Origin of the sequence: Mesorhizobium sp. M4B.F.Ca.ET.089.01.1.1 (genome assembly GCF_004022605.1) — a bacterium.
In the GTDB taxonomy this organism is placed as follows: domain Bacteria; phylum Pseudomonadota; class Alphaproteobacteria; order Rhizobiales; family Rhizobiaceae; genus Mesorhizobium; species Mesorhizobium abyssinicae.
The window spans coordinates 1-392 of sequence record NZ_RZOS01001573.1; the positions used below are offsets into that span (position 1 = coordinate 1).

Sequence of the window (392 nt, forward strand, 5' to 3'; positions counted from 1 at the left end):
GGCCAGCACCATGTCGACGCAAGCGCCGCTGTCGGCCAAAAGCTCGAGCACGCGGCCGTTGACCAAAGCGAACTCATCCCAGCCAAAATAGCCGCGCGCGATGCCGGACTGGTTGGTGACCACCACGACGGGGATGTTGGCGCCGTTTGCGGCGACGATGGCCGGCGCGATGTCGTTGCGCAGCACGATGTCGGCCGGATCGTCAGGATAGCCGGTATCGACATTGATGGTGCCGTCGCGGTCGAGAAACAGCGCCGGTGTATTGGCCGGGAAGACCTTGGCGCCGATGCGCTCGATCCACAGACCCGGATCCACGAGGGGATGCGTCGCAGCGCTCCCTTGGTCAGCCATTGCTGAGACGCGCTTCGACCGCCTCGCACAGATAGTGGTAG

At 64.5% G+C, this 392-nt stretch carries 1 protein-coding gene; it reads right to left on the bottom strand.

Features of this window, described 5'->3' with window-relative positions; translation table 11 throughout:
- On the bottom strand, positions 1-351 hold a 351-nt coding region (locus EN780_RS38350), incomplete at its 3' end, for an HAD-IIIA family hydrolase (protein WP_128276685.1).
- Between the last annotated feature and the right edge of the window lie 41 nt (positions 352-392).